Genomic DNA, 14791 nt, shown 5'->3' with positions numbered 1-14791 from the left:
CTCAAGACATTTCTCTCCCCTCAATATACTTCAGCTTATACAGCAGCCAAATGAATGGTTCATCCACGCGGATCGGCTGCACCACGTCCTGCAGCTTCTGATCCACTGGATTGCTGCCCAGCGCCGATACCGCAAAATAGCCCGTGTCCTTGAAATACACGTCCATCGTACCCTTGAACGGCCGATCGACCTTCTCAATGAAGCGGCGAATTTCCCCGTCGATGTTCTCGAACTCGGTCAAATTGAAATATTTGCGATGCACCGCATTGTTAAAAATATTGCTGTTGGACTTGATATACTCGCCCTCTTCATCCTTCAAGGCGTGCAGCATGTCGCTTTTTGTAAGCACGACGGCGGTCGGAATATCCGTCTTGCCCTGATCCTCGTAAGCGATGAAATCCCCGAACATCGTCAGCACAACGTCCCGCGGTTCATCATATTGCGATACCCATTCGCCCGGCTTGTCGCCGACATTGATACGGATTTTCTCGCGAATCGAACGGATCTGCAGCGGATCGACCATAAACAGCAGCGCTGAGGAATTTTTAATATGCTGTCCCTGCAGGCCCAGATAGTCCTGATCCACCATCCCTTCCCCGGCGACGTCGAAGAAGACCAGCGTCAGCGGCGGCTTCGACTCATCCTTGAACACGAATTGGAAAATAAACGGCTCCTGCATTTTCTCCTTCTGCGTGGAGGCCAGCAGGTCGCCGCGCTCGAACAGCGGCTCCTCGTACATCGTGCGGAACTTGCGGCTGATCTCCGCATTCAGCGGCATGCAGGCCGCGTCGAAATGGTCAGCCGTCGTATTTTGCAGCGTATGGATCAATGCGGTCATATATACGGATTTCCCCACCTGGGAGGCGCCGACGATCGAAATGATGTTGCTCGGCACTTTGCCCGCCGTCACCGGCAGCTCGTTATGGCAGCTCGGGCACAGCCTGCGCCGGGTCACCTCGCCATAACGGTCGTTCAGTCCGATCAGGACATGATCGGAATAAATCAGATGCTCCGGCGGAACGTCCTGGGGACGCAGCACGGCCTCCATGTCATAGACGATGTCCAGCCCGAACCGCTCCCGGTATCTGTTCAGCACTTCGTCCTCGCGCAGCGCATAATCCTCGTCATCCTCGCGGTAATGGGTTGCCCGGAAGACAACATCGTCCGGCGCGAACTTGCTGAAGCAGTAAGGGCAGACAATATCGTAAAACAACGGCCGCGGCTCGGCCTGCGGTTTTCTCTTGAACAAATCAAACAAGCCCATCGTTCATTCCTCCTCTCTTGCAGTGCTTATTCGGGAATCAGCTCGAAGAACCGGCCGTACTTGCGGCCGTCTGTGAAGAACAGCCGCACGTAATCGTTCTTGCCGACCTCGATAACGGGCAGCGTGGATCTGCCCGCCGGGAAATCCCGGAGAAAAGGGTACACTGTCCCGTCCTCGATGCTGGCCGGATAGCTGTCCTGCTTTTTCACATAACATAACGCTTCCTTAGGAACCTCTACCTCGGCGAGCACCGAAATTTGCACCGTCTTGTATTTGCGCAGCAGGCTGCTCTTCTGCCGGATCGAATAACGGATTTTCGCCCGCCCGGTACTGATCTCCACCGTATTTTCCGCTCCCGGCTGGCGAATGAGCAGCTTCTCCCCGTGCTCCATGATGCAGGCATACACGGTATAGCGCACCGGACCAACCTGGTCGATCCGGTCGCGGTACCCGCCTGCCGCCTTGTACTCCTCGCGGGTATACAGCCTCAATCCCTCAGGCTGCGGAGCATGATCGCTCTCCCCGTACATGCCCCGGTCCGCCGCTCTCTCGTCGATATAGACCGCCTGCAGGCCTTCGGGCCATTGCCAGCGGAGCAGGCATTGATCCTCATCGAGCTTGTAGCTCAGCTGCGTGATCAGCGGCAAGCCTTCCTCTGCTTCAATAAAACGCATTGCTATGCCCCCTTATGCCTTTAAAATCCCTTAGAATCCTCTGCTGCGCCGATCCCGCGCCGGCTCCGTATACCCCGCAGCCGCATCCCGGACAGCGGCGCCTCTCCGGCGAATGCCGGTGCGTGCTCCGTTCTCGCTCATCGGCACGACGACCGTAAACACCGTCATCACCGCAGCCAGGATCAGGCAGGCCAGCAGCCGCAGCATCGCGTCGCCGACAGGCGAGCCGTCCAGGCCGAACTCCAGCAGCAGACCGGCAAGCAGGCCAGCCACAGCCCCGCCGATCGTGAAGCTTTTGGCTAAATAACGGTTATCGAACATGAGGCCCAGCGACAAGCCCAGCAGCGCTCCGAGCGCCAGGATCAGCACGATTCTCAGGATCATGTAATAGGTGCTATGGGCCATCAACCCGGTGCGTTCTGTCACCAGCGTGCGTTCGTCCAAATTGTCGTAAATTTGCTGGAAGACGAAAGAAAGGTTGGCCGCATCCGCTTCGTCATAATACCGGCCGCCGGTTTGACTCGCGATCTCTTTGAGCAGGGTTGCACCTTGGGAATTGCCATATCGGCTTAATCCCAGGCCCACTGTATTCACCGCGACTCCCCGGCTCCGGTAATCGGCCAGCACTTTCGCCGTATTCACGTCGCTGAAGCCGTCGGACAGCAGAACCGCCATCGCCCCGCTGGAGCTATTCAGCCCTTTGATCTGCTCCATCCCCGATTCCAGAGCCAGAGCAATATCCGTACCGAAATTCGTCGGCTCCAGTGCGTCGATCGCGGCGTGCACCTCGTTCTTCACCCCTTGGTCGCGAACGCGGACAAAAGGCTGGATCAGCTCGGGCTGGTCATTGAACACAAGAACCGCCACCTGCTTGCTGCTGTCCATCTGATCCACGAACGATTTAGCCGCCTCGTAGCGCAGATCGTCCGGGTCCGTCTCCATCATGCTTCCGGAGTTGTCGATGATGAGCACGATGTCTTTTACCGTCTTAGCGCGGCCCACATTCAGCTCATAAATGAATTCGAACGCCGTACCTGCCAGAAGCAGCATCACGAGCGTAGCCGGAACGAGCAGCTTCCAGGAGGTGCCCATATATCTTTGCCGCCAGGATGCTCCGTTCAGCCGCGGCGATATCATTTCCGCAATCAGGCAGAACAGGCCGATCGAAAGGGCGAGAATGCCAAAATAGAGTCCAATGAGCAGAATTCCCGGCATCCGGCCGGACAGCTGGCCCAGCAGCACCTCGCCAATCACGAATCCGACGGCCCCGCCAATGAGGCTGAACAGCACCAACAGCCAGTTCATTTTACGCTGCATACACGTACTTCCTTCCCACAATTTTATAATATGCCAGCCCCCCCTACGGCATGGCGTTAACGCCATCCGAGGGAGCACAGCAATTCTACGCAGGCGATTAACGCAGCTTGGGCAGCAAAGCCCGGTCTATTCCGTGAAATTCATAACCGTTCTGCGAATAAGTTTCATAATAGACTTTTCCATTTAGGTAATACATCAAGTCCTCAATGTGGAAGCCGCCCATCAAATTGAGCTTCTCCAGGCCGCTGCTTCTTTGTTCGTGCACACAGCCCAGCTTGTAAATTCGCGACGTCTCGTCTGCCTGGAAAATATGGCGCACGAGCTCGCTCGTATAGTCGCCGAACACGTACTTCTCCTCGTAGCGGTGCTCCTGCGTGTAATCGTACAAGCGAACCTGGATCGCGGCGTTGTCCTCCAGAATGCGGTACAGCTTCTTGAACAGCTCCTCCTTGGTCAGAACCGTCTTGTTGCCGTACTCGACCGTCACATTGGCCCGCTGCAGCAGCTCTTCCTCGAACGTCCGCTTGAACAGCGGCGAGGCCAGAATCGTCTGCTTGCAGACCTCGATCAGCCGATCCGCCAGCCCTTCCGGACCGTTCTCCATCAAGCGGCGCGAATCGCCGAGTGCTCCCTCGGCAAAAAACGCATGGCGTCCCCGCTTCGCTTCCCACTGCTCCATCAAATCGGCAGTCACCCGCTCGTAATACTCCATGATGTTCTGGCCGATATAATCGTCCGCCGTCCTGATGCTGCCCAGCGCCGTATCGCGCAGCTCACGCTCCAGCGACTCCAGCTGCGCAATCTCGGCGCGGTATCGGCCGTGCAGCTCCTGCAGCACATCCTCCAGCTTCGCGATGAGCTTCAGCCGCGTCTCCAGCAGCAGAATATCCCGCTTGCGCGAATACACATTGTCGAACAAATAGCGGATCAGGCTGCGTAAATTATGCCGGTCCATGAGCGGAACGCGCGGAAAAGACTGCTCCTCCACCCGGCCCTGGCGGAACTGCTCCAATTCGGCCTTTGCCGATGCCAGCAGCAGCTCCGCTTCACGGCGGCTGCCTAGCAGGTGGGCGGCAACGCCCGCATCTCCGTCCCCGTCGCCCGTCCAGGCGGCCAAAGCATAGATTTGCACATCCGGCCGCTGTTCAAGCGAACGCGTCACTGCCTGATCGAGCCATTTGGCCGCCTCAAATTCCTTCAAATGGCGAGCGGCTTCCTCCTCGAAGTTGCGGCGGAAGAACGCCTCACCGCCGCCGCCGAACAGCGTCTCCTCCGCCTCCTTCAGCGACAGCTTGCGCACGGCCCCGTAGCTGACATCGTTCGTCATCAGGCCATGCATCTCACTCAAGCCTTCCTCAGGAGGCAGCATACCGGCCGTTGCCCGCTCCAGAGCGGCCCCATCCAGACCGAAGAAGCTCAGCTTCTCGGCGGCAGTCAGCGGCGGCTCCTGCTTCATCCGCTCCAGCAAACCGCGGTAGAAGTGATAGAGTACGGCAAGGGCGATGGACTGGTTCGGCCGTTTCACTCGGGATAACCCGGCGGAAACTAAGCCCTGACGCCCCGATTCCGTCATGATATTGTTCTTGAACGAAGTATTATTGTAAGCCGGGTTGTTCGCACCCCAGGCCTGTTCCTTCTGATGCCTGTTCTTCAGCAGACTGATATGCGAGATGATCTCGTAGCAGCTCTGCATGCCGTTCAACGAAGCGATTCCCCGCTCATCCCGGTCCGACAGCACGTAGACAAGATCGAACAGCGGGGACGGCGAATGGGTAACCGGAATCGAAATCCCGTCCTCTGTTACGTGAAGCGGTGCGCTGAACTCGTAATTCGAATCCTGCATCAGCTCCAGCTCGCGGAGAAACGCCACGCCCAACGAGCTGCTGTAGCCAAAAGCCTCCGCGCTCTCGCGCTCGCTGATCAAGGCGTAAAGATCAAGCTGCACCGCCTTGAACGACTGCCGGAAAATCGCTTCAGCCAGAAGCGAGATTTCCGGGACAAACACATTAAGCGGGTCATCGACCCGCGTAATGATCGAGAGGCGGACCCGGTCAAAGGACGGGTACAGCCTCCCATACTCGGCGAGAGCGCCGCTGGCCTGCCGCAGCACCCGGTTCAGCGCCGGCAGGCTTCCGGCCTCCTCATAGAACTGCCGATAAATGTCGCGGCGCGCGGCAGGCGCTGCCGCGCCCTCCTCTACCGTGACCGGAACGCGATAATGCAGCATACGTGGTGAGGAAGGAGCAGCGGACTTGTTTAAGCCGGCCCCACCCGGTATCCCCGCCGGGCCAGCGGCAGGACCATCCTTCGCCCCGACGTGAATGTAGATCAGGCCCTCGCTGTTCTCCCATTTTTTCTCGTTCATCTGCATGATCGGTTCAACGGCTTCTTTGCTCTTGTCGCCTATAAACAGAAATACTGCGGGATAATGAATGCTGCTCTGGTCGTCGCCCTGGCCCGTGCTGCACTCCTCCGCCCGGTCATAGTCAGCGGCGAACTGCTCCAGCTTCTGCCTGATCATTATTTCAACCTTCTGCGAATGTCGTTCAGCTTCGCGGCGACCTGTCTGTAGAACTGGTACATCTCTTCCCCGTTAGCCAGCTCTACCTTCTCGTATTCCAGCGAGTCCCGCCCCTCCTGGAATCGTTCGGCCAGCTCATCCAGCGTCTGCAGCAGCGGCTGGATATCCTCGCTCGCCGTCAGCTCCGCGTCGCGGCGCGATGCCTTGCGCATCAAGGCGCTGCGGCTCTTCTCGTCCAAGCCGCGGAAATGCGTGAACACTTCGTATTCCACGTAATTGCGGCTCTTCATCAAGTTGGCGAACGGCTCCCACGCCTCTTCCTCCGGATCGCGGTCGTAGACGTAGAGCGCGCCTTTTTTCGTTATCGTTTCGGTATAGAGCGCCTCAATGAACTGCTCCAGCCACTTCTCCTCGTCCTGGTGCTGCTCCAGCACCGCATCGAGCTTCGCCGCCATCGCCGCAATTTCGTCGTACTTGGCGATCTCCTGCCGCACGCGCGCGATCAGCTCCGGCGTACGGATCAGGTTTTCCTTGGCCAGCTCCTCATTGATGCTGCCAAAAATGTCCTTGTCGCCCTCCTGCGGAAGTCCTTCGGCCAGCAGGCGTCTGAGTTCAACCGCCGCCCGCTTCACCTCGCCCAAATTCGGCTTCGGCGCGTCCAGGCGCATGTCATAGGCAGCCAGCTTGCTCTCCAAATCGAACGGCTTCGTGAACACCACCGTATAGCGGTTGCTCGTATTGTGGTCGGCGTCTTTTTCCACGATGACCTTCAGCTCAAGCGCTTTGGCAAACTCCTCACGTACGCGCGAGTTATAACTCTGCACCCGCGAGTTGACGTACGTGTCGCCCCAGGATTTCTCCGGGATTGGCGAAGGCAGATACGTCCAGTTGTTCTTGTCCGTCTGCACCAGGTGGCGTCCGATTCCTTCCTTATCGAGAATCGTCCGTTCATAGCTCTCCTCGTACACCTTCAGCGGCGTGTAAACAAACAGCGGCACCCCGTTCCGCGTGTTCAGCCAGAAGATCCGGTTCTTCACTTCGCTTTCCTTGACCGTGAAATGGGATTTGCCGACCGCATTGTTCTGGTAATTGCGAATCCCTTTGAGGATGCTCGGCGCCTGCACCGGAACGGAAACGAAGCCCCAGGAAGGGAAATGCAGATTGCCCGTGCTGTTCGACAGATGGAAGACCGGAACGGCCTCCTCATCCAGCTTGCTGGCAATGAAGCGCTCGACGAATTTCTCGATCGACTCGTCCTGCCCGTATTTAATGACCAGGAAATCCTCCATCGACTTCGTAATCAGATCACCAAATTTCTCGCTCAGGAAGTCGGAGATGGAGCTGACGATATCGATCTCCTGCTCCTTCACCCATTGGTTTGAATTATTCAGCAGCTCCAGGGAGAAATCGCGAATCAGATCGTCGACATCTTTCTTGTCCATGATGCCGCTGACGACACTGGAAATATCCGGCACGCTGACGATATTCCAGTAGTACGTTTTGTTGCCTTTATGGTCGACCTGCTCCTCGCCGCTTGTCAGGATGTCCCCGTTTTTAGCAAAAATCGAGCTCAGTGCGTTCAGAATTTCCGTAAACACGCTGTAAATCCGGTTGTTCTCCTGGTTCAGCAGCTGATACAGATCCTCATAAAATTCGATCATTTGCTCCGTGCGCTCAACGTCCGCATGCAGCCAATATTCATGAATTTTTGCTTCGATATAAGCGTTCTTCTTCTTCTCCTTGGAGACGAATGCGCTCTTGGCGTCGCCCAGCTTCTCGTGCGCCTGATCCTGCGCCGCCTCGATGTCGCGCGGTATGCGCAGCAGGTTCTCACGCAGCGTCTCGATGTAGGACAGCAGCATTTTCAGCAGGCAGAAGCCTTTTTCCGTGTAGATCAAACGGGACACATAGAACGGACCTTGCTCCGGATGAAGGAACAGACGGCGGATCTGCTCGCTGAACTGCTCCAGCACCTCGCCAGGCAGCTGCTTCTTCGCCTTGATATATTCCTCTCTCGCCCGGGCCAGGAAGGTCTGCTCCAGCTCCGTGTCCATGTTCACGATCTGGGATTTCACCACGTTGGCGAAGCTCAGCCGTTCGCTGTTCTCGTAGCCGGGCAGCGGTTCGGGAACGCGGGACTCAAATGTCTTGATCATGCTCTCAAGGTCGATGCCCAGCTTGCGGGCAAACTTCTCGACGTCCTCCTGGCTCGGCGCATGCTGGAACATTTTCTCCATTTTGCCGAACAGACGGTATGCCAAATACGTGGTCATTTCCTCGATCGGCAGCACCGCGGAGGACGCCCCGATAATGTTGTATTCATAGTTCGCCGGGTACATCTTGTTCATTTGCGCGATGTTCGTGCGAATATTACTGATATAGTCGTGGATCGCAAACTCCTCGCCAGACTGCTTCTCTTCGCTCGCCATGAAGTTCGTAATGTTCTCGGCGGTGACGTTCATGCAGTAGTCATAAGCGTTCTCCAGCAGCTTGCCCTCGGTATTCGTCGCCGAAATAAGATGGCACAGATTGAACGGCGGCAATGGAGAGTTAACCGTCAGAATGTTGCCGTACTGCTGCTTGAACCGCTCGCCGCGGCTGTCCACGTTCATCCAGTAGTCCAGCTCTTTCAGCGCCGCGTAGCCGTTCTTCTTGATGTACTCGCGCGTATGCTCGCTCAGACTCTTGTTGGACAGGTTGATGTCCGGCGTGAACAAATAGCCGAGCGTATTCACCCGGTCGATCCCGGCCGAGCCGTGATCGCGCTCAATGATGCCGCGCACGATATAGGCGATGTCGAGGAAGCAGCCGCTTCCCGTTCCGCCAGACAAGCCGGTCAGCAGAAATACCATCAGCTTCTTGTTGGTGCCTACCGACAGCGTTTTGATTTTCTTGTCGATCGCCTGTACGACCTGATTGATCTTCGTGAACAGCAGCAGCCGTCCGGCCTGCCGCACGCCCGCCGCCCCGTTCATGCCGTCGGTGATGCTGAGCTCCGGGGACAGCCAATCGGTAATATACGGCTCCAAAATGCTCCGGTTCTGCAGCAGCCCGCCAATTTCCGGGTTGGACAGCAGGACGAATTCATTGATCGGGTCAAGCCCGATTCCTTTGTAGCGCTTCGTGCGATCCTGCTCGTTCGTCTCGAACGCCAGAAACTCCACGTTGTCGGGCTTCTCGCGCTTCTTCTTGGACAACGGGTCCTCCGGCAGCTTGAAGCGGCGGTTGATCTGATATTTCAAGCGAAGCAATGCATCGATCCCCGTGCCGCCCAGGCCGATGATGAGGATCGGATTGTCGATCGTATCGACGCGGATTTTGTCGCTGACGATGCCTCCGCCTAGCGATACGTCCAGTTGCTGGATATGCTCTCTGACTACCGGTTTCATATACGTTTCCTCCTCAAATTTATACCAGGTACTCTATGAAAATCGTCTTATCGATATGCTGCAGCGGCAGCGTAATCCGGTCTCCGCTCTTCAGCTCCAGTCCCGCGCTTGCATCCACAACCCGTCCGGACTTCTCGACCGGGGCGGCTGAACCGTTGCGAAGCGTGATCCGGTCTCCCTTCGCCGGGGTAAAGACGACTTTCTCCGTCTCTTTCAGCTCCGGCGCAAGCTGCAGCAGCTGGTGCAAATTGAACTTGCCCTTGAAGGCGGTCAATTTCTTATATTGCGGGAATGACTTCTCATGCGTATTCTCGTCGCGGATTTCGATCACGATTTGCCCGACGAAGCCGCGGTTCGCTTTCTTCACGGCTGCAGTAATGAAGTAAGCGGCTGCCGCAAGAACAGCTGCGGCTATGGCCGAGATGACGACGGTAAGCCACGGAAACGGCTTTTCTTCTTCAGGTGCCGCTGGCGTTGCCGGCTTCGCCGCCGCTCCTCCGGAAGCAGCTTTGGCGCTGATCGTTACCGGCTCGGACTCCCGGTAGAAGCTGCGTTCCTCGGCGCGCACCTTCAGCTCATACTCATGGGCTTCGGGAATTTCGAACGTTCCCTCGAATTTATCGCCCGTGTTGTTCAGCTTGATTTCCTCCGTCTTGCCGCTGTCCAGATCCTTCGCGAGCAGCACGGCATTCATGTTCTTGTACAGCTCGGCGGTTTGCAGCTTCTGGCCGTTACTCGTCAGATACGCCCCGATCTGCACCTTGTCGCCGGGTTTATGGCTTCCCGCCGCTATTGGCTCCATCTCCAGCTCCAGGTCGTAGTTGAAGACGAGGTTAATGTCGATTTTATCCTTGGACGCTCCCTTGACCCGCAGCTTCCAATCGCCCTCGGCCGGACTCAGCAGCTTAATGAGGGAATAGCTCTTCGACTTCGACAGCAGCACATCGTCCGACGGCACCGCTATTTTATCCCCGGCAGGGTTCACCAGTTCCGTCTCGACCGGCTGCGCCGACATGATCGATATGTTCGCTTCGAGCACGTTCGCATTCGGCACGTTGACCGTAACCTCCTGGAAGCTGCCGGTCCCCGTCATGCTCTGGATCGGCACGATCTTCAGCTTCAGATGGCTGGCGAAAATTTCACTAAGGATGCGCGGAAGATCATCCGCCGTGCTGGTCGAGAAGGACTTGGCGGCTGTCTGGTTCGCAAGGTCCTCCAAGGGCGCCTTGTTCAGCTTGCCGTCGGCATTCAGCCCGATCGTATAGATCGGAATGCCGGCTGCCTTCGCTTCCTCGACCGCTTGATTCAGCTCCTGGTCGGATGCGCTCTGCGTACGCCCGGAGCTTTTGTTGAAATCATTGTTGCCGTCCGCAAGCAGGACGATCATTGGCTCGTGGTTCGGATCGGAGCCTTTTTGCAGCACCTTGACCGCTTCCTTGATCCCCACTGCGATATCGGTGTATGGCCCCCTGTCGAGGCCATCGATGAAATCCTTCAGATCCTGCTTATCCTCGGGGGTCTTGATCTCAAGCAGCGCCTTCTCCCGCTGGACTTTGTCCGTATAGGCGATAATGCCTACCTTATCCCCCTGCGCGGACAGCATATCGATGAACATCTTCATCGCTTCATTGCCGACTTTATTCGAGTCGCTCGTCTTCATAGAGTTGCTGACGTCGATGACGAGCACCGCGTCGATTCGCGAGCCGGGCTGGCTCCCCTGCGCGGCCGGCGCCGCTCCGTATATCTCGGAGCCCAGCGTAGAAACGAGTAACCAAAAGACCATAAAAGCCGTTAATATACGTAAAGACTGCTTATTACGCTTCTGCATAATCGTGCTCCTTTATTCTGGTTTCAGGTAGTATAATTGTACTAGAGCTTTATCCAAGATGTATAGTTTTCAAGCGAAGCTGAATAATTCTATAATCGCAAGAAAAATTACCGCTAATCGCGGTCTGGCTACTTTGGATTGCTTCGATGAGTTTTTCTAATTGTAATCAATATTCCTTAAAAAAAGGTTAAGAGGTTGAAATTATTCATCCCTATGTTTCGTCAAAATCTACCAAGCCGATCGCTGTCCATATGATATAATTAATACCTTCATAATTCAATTACGAAAGGAAGCCGCATATGGTTACATACGGATGCCTGACCCTTTTGTTTCTGTTTGCCATTGTAAAGTCCGTGCTCTATTACACGCGCAGAGATCGTATCGTCGCTCCCCAGGAGCTTGACGCCCAATTGCTGCAGCTTATCAACCATGAAGAGAGAGTGCCATGAAAAAGAAAAATATTGTACTGCGCCCTCCAATAAAAACGAAATATGCCTATGAAAAGTTAAGATGCTGCAAAAATTGCCATAACTATACCGTACTTATGGAGGAGAACTGCACGACCTGCGGCAAACCGGCGCTGCTTCCCGTTCAGGAGCTGGCGCTGCGCGCGGCGAAGCGCTCCTTGAGCAATGATCTGCTGCTCACTCTGCTGCTGACGCTGATTGCAGTCGCATTCAGCCCGACCTTTCAGTTTATCGCCATTTCGGCGGTCTCCGGGGCTGCGCTGATGACTCTTCTCTTATTTGTAAGGCGCAAGGCGCTGCCGAGCCGGACCTCTATCGAGCTGAGCAAAATGTTCGTCCGCGACCGGGACCGCATCGCAAACGGCCTCGTACGCAATCTGGACATCGCTGCCGCGCAGGAGAACGAGGCCCGTTCCTATGAATTGATGCGCGAAGTCGCCGTTATCATTCGCAACGATCATATTCGCAAGCTGCAAATTCTCCTCCTGCAATCCCTTGTGCTGCGCAAGGATATGGATCTGGAGCTGGAGCCGCTGCTGCTCGAGGATTTCGACCCCGAGCTGGCTTCCTATATCGGCGAGCTGGCCAAAATCAAGCGGGAGCTCATCAAAGACCGTACCTTCCAATATGTCATTAAATACGAGCAGCAAATTACGGCGATGAGGGACGGGGATGACATTCTTGCCGGAGTAGCTGGCGCAGCAGTACGAATGAAACGCTATGTGCTGGCCTATTCCGGATTCCTGGCCCGTTATGCCCGCAAGCTGCCCAAGGACCGGTTCCTCCGGCTGTACCGCATCGTCACCGAGAATCCTGACTTGAACTGGGGCGCTCTCCAAGCGGAGACGGCGCGGATCTATGAGGAGAAATACCAGTGGGATGCCGATTTTCAACAAATAAAGCCGAGGTCTAACATCCATGACGTATAAAAAATGGTTAACCCTGCATCATCTGCTCATTGTATTATGTGTATTAATGATTCCGCTGCTGATATACAAAGGAATAGGAATTTCCCAGAAGCTCAGCACGATCGATCAAGCGGAAGCCTTATATGAGGAGCAAAATCTGATCGACGCCGAGACTTTATTCCAGAAAGCGCGGAGTAACAAGACCATTCAGTATAAAGAGGAACTCGTCTCCTCCCGGCTGGAGGAGCTGGCGCCGATCACCGCTATGAAGGAAAACCTGTCCGGCGTCCTGGACCAGGCATCCGCTGCAGCCGGGAGAGGCGACTTCGAGCGCCTGATGGACGCCTATGCTGGCCTTCAAGAGATCCGCAGCAGCTACATGACGCCCGAAGGGCCGTACAGCGAGTACTACAAGCAGATCTCTGAGCACTACGGCATTTCGCAAAGCTTCATGGATTATTTCAAACAATTCCGCACCGTCCTGCTGGAGGAGCCAAAGCGCAATTTAGAGAAAGGCCATTATGACGATGAGTCGTTCAAATGGAAGCTGCTGCGCATGCCCGCCCACTTCTTCGGAACGGAGCAGGAATGGCTCGATCAGCTGAATGCGGTATTCCAGCAATATGATGAAACCAAGCTGGAGCGGATCATTGCCAGCGGATATGTCGAGGCCATGCTGCAGAACGCTTCATCCATGGTGAAGCAATACGAAGCCCATGAACACGACGCGCCATGGGTGATCGCCAAGACGAACGAATTAATGGATTCCCTGCTGAAACAAGATTGGGACAACAAGGACTACGCCGCCTTTGCCCTGCATTCCCGCCAATTCGAGACGTTCGCCAGCTCCGCAAGCCCGCGTTCCAAGGTGTTGGCCTACGCCAAAGACGGAATCGCCAAGCTGCTCCGCTCCGCCAAAAGAAGCACGGCCAGCGGAAATTATCAGGAAGCGATCGACCTGTATAGGGCGCTCGGCAATTACCAGGATACGAAAGCGGAAATCCGCGCAACCGAGCTGGCCTGGGTAGCCGCCGATCCTGTACGGCTTCTGCCGGTTTACGGCGACGGGGAGAGCTATAGGCATGTCGCGGGCGGCACGAAAAAATTCGGCTCGAGCGTTTACGTCGCCGCGATCGACGCAGGCAACCAGCTGCTTTTCGGGCGGATGAACAGCGAGGAAGGTGTGCAGATTTTATCGAATCGCGACTTGGACGTCCATGCGCAAATCCACAGTCTGCGCATTGACCCGGTTCTGAGCACCTCGAGCATCCCTGTGGTGGTCATCGAGGCAGATTCGGCTGCGCGTGAGGCGTCGTATATGGCCTTCGAAGTGCTGGAGGATCGCATCCAGCTATTGTTTTCGTTTGAAGCAGACGACTTGATTGTTGAAAATGACGACACGCTGCATGTCGTGAATCCGCACGGTGAAGGCGAAGGTGAGACGGCCATCTATGTCCGTTACGGCGATCACTTTGAGTTTACCGGAGTCAAGCAGACCTACGTAGATATTTCCGCCGATGACGTCGCCTTTTATCCCGGCACCCTGGTCCGTTTCACCAGCACCATCACTTCCCCGGGGACCGGAGAAGTGCTCGCCTTCGGCCAGAATAGCTATATCATGCTGCAGGGCGATTTCACCTTCTACGAAGGAAAAGCCACGGTCACGGGGCGCTTTACGCATTACACCGAGCATTATATGGAATCCCAGGAAAGCGGGACAACCGAAGAGCAGTACACCAGCTCGCCTGATGATTCTATCATCGTAGGCCAGCCTGCGGGACGATTCATACGCATCCCTGTCGTCAAGGTGGAGTCCGTGAATCAATAAAATACTGGATAATCTCACGGTTCCTTAGATGAATGGTGCGGTAGCCTCAGTAGCCCCTTAATTGAACTGGAGTCTTTCTCTCCAGTAAATTAAACTACTGATTTTCGACTGTCCTCGATGGTCCGGCACTGATTATGACTGTATGACTGCTCCTAGGATGGTCCGGCACTGATTGTGACTGTACCTAGATGGCAAGGATCAGCAGGTAACTAGATGTAATTCATGCAGTTAGTTCATCGGTTTTAGCCGTGTTAAAGGGAACTAGCTGCAAAACCTACATTTAGTTTTAAGTGATTTCGACGAAATCGCTCCATTCTGGCAAACTAACTGCATGTTTTGCATTTAGCGCATGTTTTTTCGATAAAAGAGCTTAACTAGATGTATAAAATACATTTAGATTTTGATTTTCCAGTGAATGATTACTTGAACTCCTCGTGGAAGGCGAAGAAAATGTATACGGTACAAGTTACTTGCCCAGTTTCTTTGGAATCACCCTGAATTCAGTGGTTTCCAAGAAACCGGATCATGGGCGGCCCTAAATAAAAAAATCTTGCACTATTGCATCATTTTTGCGGTTCCAACAAACTCAAAAAAG

9 protein-coding genes are annotated in these 14791 nt (G+C 55.3%); 3 read left to right on the top strand and 6 right to left on the bottom strand.

Going from position 1 to position 14791, the window contains the following annotated elements:
- Window position 1 precedes the first annotated feature (1 nt).
- From QNH46_RS03265 to QNH46_RS03240, 6 genes are all read right to left on the bottom strand, one after another.
- Window positions 2-1264: a TRAFAC clade GTPase domain-containing protein gene (locus tag QNH46_RS03265; protein WP_155611789.1), complete on the bottom strand. Its 1263-nt coding sequence runs from the start codon at window positions 1262-1264 to the stop codon at window positions 2-4.
- A gap of 26 nt (window positions 1265-1290) precedes the next feature.
- Window positions 1291-1938, bottom strand: a complete 648-nt coding sequence (locus QNH46_RS03260) for a beta-mannanase (RefSeq protein WP_283926906.1) — start codon at window positions 1936-1938, stop codon at window positions 1291-1293.
- A 30-nt stretch (window positions 1939-1968) separates the two neighbouring features.
- On the bottom strand, window positions 1969-3255 hold the full coding sequence (locus QNH46_RS03255) for a vWA domain-containing protein (RefSeq protein WP_283926905.1): 1287 nt from the start codon (window positions 3253-3255) through the stop codon (window positions 1969-1971).
- Between the two features lie 97 nt (window positions 3256-3352).
- The gene (locus tag QNH46_RS03250; RefSeq protein ID WP_283926904.1) at window positions 3353-5776 is read right to left on the bottom strand and encodes a transcription initiation factor TFIID; all 2424 of its coding nucleotides are present in this window, start codon (window positions 5774-5776) and stop codon (window positions 3353-3355) included.
- On the bottom strand, window positions 5776-9165 hold the full coding sequence (locus tag QNH46_RS03245) for a tubulin-like doman-containing protein (RefSeq protein WP_283926903.1): 3390 nt from the start codon (window positions 9163-9165) through the stop codon (window positions 5776-5778). The genes QNH46_RS03250 and QNH46_RS03245 overlap by 1 nt, the downstream gene beginning before the upstream one ends.
- Before the next feature lie 19 nt (window positions 9166-9184).
- Window positions 9185-10993: a VWA domain-containing protein gene (locus tag QNH46_RS03240; protein ID WP_283926902.1), complete on the bottom strand. Its 1809-nt coding sequence runs from the start codon at window positions 10991-10993 to the stop codon at window positions 9185-9187.
- Between the two features lie 299 nt (window positions 10994-11292).
- Here QNH46_RS03240 and QNH46_RS03235 point away from each other — a divergent pair, with 299 nt between their 5' ends.
- Genes QNH46_RS03235 through QNH46_RS03225 form a run of 3 tightly spaced genes read left to right on the top strand, consistent with a single transcriptional unit; the run spans window position 11293 to window position 14196 of the window.
- Entirely contained in the window at window positions 11293-11442 is a 150-nt protein-coding gene (locus QNH46_RS03235; protein ID WP_213591034.1) for a hypothetical protein, read from the top strand.
- Window positions 11439-12389: a hypothetical protein gene (locus tag QNH46_RS03230; RefSeq protein WP_283926901.1), complete on the top strand. Its 951-nt coding sequence runs from the start codon at window positions 11439-11441 to the stop codon at window positions 12387-12389. The genes QNH46_RS03235 and QNH46_RS03230 overlap by 4 nt, the downstream gene beginning before the upstream one ends.
- A gap of 46 nt (window positions 12390-12435) precedes the next feature.
- Complete coding sequence (locus QNH46_RS03225; protein ID WP_283926900.1) at window positions 12436-14196, top strand: hypothetical protein; 1761 nt, start codon at window positions 12436-12438, stop codon at window positions 14194-14196.
- Window positions 14197-14791 lie beyond the last annotated feature (595 nt).

It is taken from the genome of Paenibacillus woosongensis, assembly GCF_030122845.1.
GTDB classification, from domain to species: domain Bacteria; phylum Bacillota; class Bacilli; order Paenibacillales; family Paenibacillaceae; genus Fontibacillus; species Fontibacillus woosongensis_A.
Note: the sequence above shows the minus strand (reverse complement) of the source record. Positions and strands in the feature narration are given on the sequence as shown.